3 protein-coding genes are annotated in these 2,525 nt (G+C 41.9%); all 3 read right to left on the bottom strand.

Going from position 1 to position 2,525, the window contains the following annotated elements; genetic code table 11:
• Positions 1-140: 140 nt before the first annotated feature.
• The 3 genes from PHO70_08685 to PHO70_08675 all read right to left on the bottom strand — a co-directional run bounded on the left by PHO70_08685 (position 141) and on the right by PHO70_08675 (position 2,513).
• Complete coding sequence (locus PHO70_08685; GenBank protein MDD5433034.1) at positions 141-458, bottom strand: cupin domain-containing protein; 318 nt, start codon at positions 456-458, stop codon at positions 141-143.
• A 368-nt stretch (positions 459-826) separates the two neighbouring features.
• Positions 827-1,618 (bottom strand): hypothetical protein, encoded by a 792-nt coding sequence (locus PHO70_08680; protein ID MDD5433033.1) that lies wholly within the window; start codon positions 1,616-1,618, stop codon positions 827-829.
• Positions 1,619-1,922: 304 nt separating this feature from the next.
• Entirely contained in the window at positions 1,923-2,513 is a 591-nt protein-coding gene (locus tag PHO70_08675) for an SPFH/Band 7/PHB domain protein (GenBank protein ID MDD5433032.1), read from the bottom strand.
• Positions 2,514-2,525: the final 12 nt, after the last annotated feature.

Raw genomic sequence — 2,525 nt, 5'->3', positions numbered from 1 at the left:
TGCTCGGATTAGGCAGATAAAATTTTACGCTTTATATCAACCACAACTTTAATATAACCATCAAGGTCTTCAGAAATAATCCTCAAGATATCCTCATTTGCCTTCTGCTTAATAGTTAATAACATCTCTGTCCCTTCTTATCAAGTTTTAATCATTACTAAAAGCATCTTAAAACGCTCGGTAGCCTTTAAAGAGTGCGGTTTATTTGCCGGCATAATAATGGCTTCACCCGTATTTAGATTATGCGCCTTCCCGGCAATCGTAATTTCCGCTCTTCCGTCAAAAATATAAACTAACGCGTCAAATGGCGCGGTGTGTTCACTCAACCCCTGCCCATTATCAAAAGCAAAGAGCGTCACCGTACCCTTATCCTTCTTGATGACTTCCTTGCTTACAACCGAGCCATCCTGATAATCAATCAAGCTCCCCAAACTATTCGCTTCTTCGATGATATTCATATTCATCTTACGCGTCTGCCTTGTCTTGTTTAGCCTCGGGCCTACATTCATTAATGCCACTGTCAAGTTTTCCCGCTCTAAACAACTTTTGCGGCTTTGTCTACGCAGGCGCTTTAAAATTTTCGCCGTGTGCTACGGTTTACGGCTCGCTCCCGGAAGGACTTACGCTGGTGCAATTCCTCCGTTCGCCGTAAAGCCTTGCACACTAGCTATTGATAGCGGTGCCGAAAATTTTCTAATGCGCTGCTCCGCCAAAACCTCAAAAGCTTATGGCTAGCGGATCAAACTTGCCAGTGTCATTTATTTCTCAAGCTCCGCTCGCCACCCGCTAAAGAACAATTAAGTATCATGTCCCCGGAATTCCGACATTACAGGCTTGAATTTAAAGATTTTAACAATTCATCAATTTTGTTTTTTGCATTAATTAAAAAAGGGCCTCTCTTTGAATCATCTCCAGTAACTTTCATAACAGATGCATACAATGTTGGTAAATCTCTTACTAGGATTGGATTCATTGAAGTAGGAATCAGTATATTTCCTTCAATTTCAAAAGATAATAAACCGCAAGACTCCAACCCATGAAGATAACCCACCATAAATGTACCCTCACCTACTTCACTAGGAAGCTTCTTCAAATTCAATCTCCCGCCTTTATAGTACAATTCCCTCAGTAGATATAAAGATACCATTCCAACAAGAGACGAACTGACGAAAATATTGTCTACTTGTTTTTTATTCAATTCTCCGACTTTAGCATTATCAGTATCTAAGGAATATCCTGCTTTAGTTTTTTCTTCAAGCTTAAGAGAATCAAACTTATCTGATAAACGATCAATGCTCTTGGGAATCTCACATGTTTGATGCATAAGATTAGTTGTGATTAAGTTTAGATTTTGGGCTGAATCTTTTATTTCATTTTGAATTGAAAAGAGCTGTGTCAATTGAGATTCTTGCTTATTGCTTGAGTTTATTGTGAAAAAAATTGCTAAAACAGATAAGAGCATAGAAGACATAGTTAATGCAAATGTTACCTTATCAACTAGATCTGGAACATCAAAATAACGAAAAGCGATCAATAGGATAAGGCTCGCCAGCAAAATACCTACAGCATACTGAAGATGTAATTTCATTTTTATTTCATTTATCGAGAGATTATCCATTTATCCTCCCAAAACAATTAGACTATCATAAATAAACCTATATATTTATATTCATTTTTGTGGCTGGATTGGCTTGTTCGGGCGAGCGGGAAGAGCTGTGCGCGGGTGACGCGGAAGAGGGGCTTCCCCGTTCCGAGGACGGCACGGCCGCCCGCAGGAATGGGGATACTTCCGCGGCAGGACCCGCTGATTAGAGCGAGCCCGAACCAATAAACCAGACACAAATTGTTAAAAGAGCAAAGGCGAAACAGTTTCCTGGCCAGCCTTCGGAAAAAATACTACTACGGAAACTGTTTCTAGCTAATTATTTCCCCGGCTTTTCTTCTTTTTGCTTAATCGGCAAGAAGCCGGCCATTTCACCTATTACATTGACTAATTCCGTATTTGCCGGGACCACGATTTTCGCGTTATTCTGCAATGACTTTTCAACTGCTTCGAGCTTGCGCAGCACTTGCGCATTGCCCACAAAATATTCTTCAGCTGCCTGATTAACCAATTTAATCGCGGTTGCCTCGCCTTCAGCTTCAAGGATGCGAGCCTGCTTAATACCTTCGGCCTTTTTGATCTCTGCGCGTTTTTGGCCGTCAGCTGCGGTTTCAGTGGCGGTAGCAAAATCAATGGCCGCGATCTTTTCGTTCTCAGCCTTAACCACCTTATTCATCGTCTCCTGCACGTCTTTGGGCGGATCGATCTCTTTTAACTCGGTGCGCACGATCTCTAATCCCCAGGTCCCGGTTTCCTGGCGCAGGGTGGTATGCAACTCGGCGTTGATCTTGCCTCTTTCGCTGTTTGCGGACTTTAAAGTCAGGGTACCGATAATATTCCTTAATGTAGTGCGGGCAAGATTAACGATCTGCCATTGGTAGTTATTGACATTATATTGCGAGCTCTTCACGCTTTAGATCGG

The sequence above is a fragment of the Candidatus Omnitrophota bacterium genome (assembly GCA_028715415.1).
Classification (GTDB): domain Bacteria; phylum Omnitrophota; class Gorgyraeia; order Gygaellales; family Profunditerraquicolaceae; genus JAQURX01.
The sequence above is the reverse complement of the archived record's forward strand: the minus strand, read 5'-3'. Positions and strand labels throughout refer to the sequence as shown.

What these genes read in the sequence shown, in the direction of transcription:
- PHO70_08685 (MDD5433034.1), bottom strand. Translation starts at nt 458, where the DNA reads ATGAATATCATCGAAGAAGCGAATAGTTTGGGGAGCTTGATTGATTAT.
- PHO70_08680 (MDD5433033.1), bottom strand. Translation starts at nt 1,618, where the DNA reads ATGGATAATCTCTCGATAAATGAAATAAAAATGAAATTACATCTTCAG.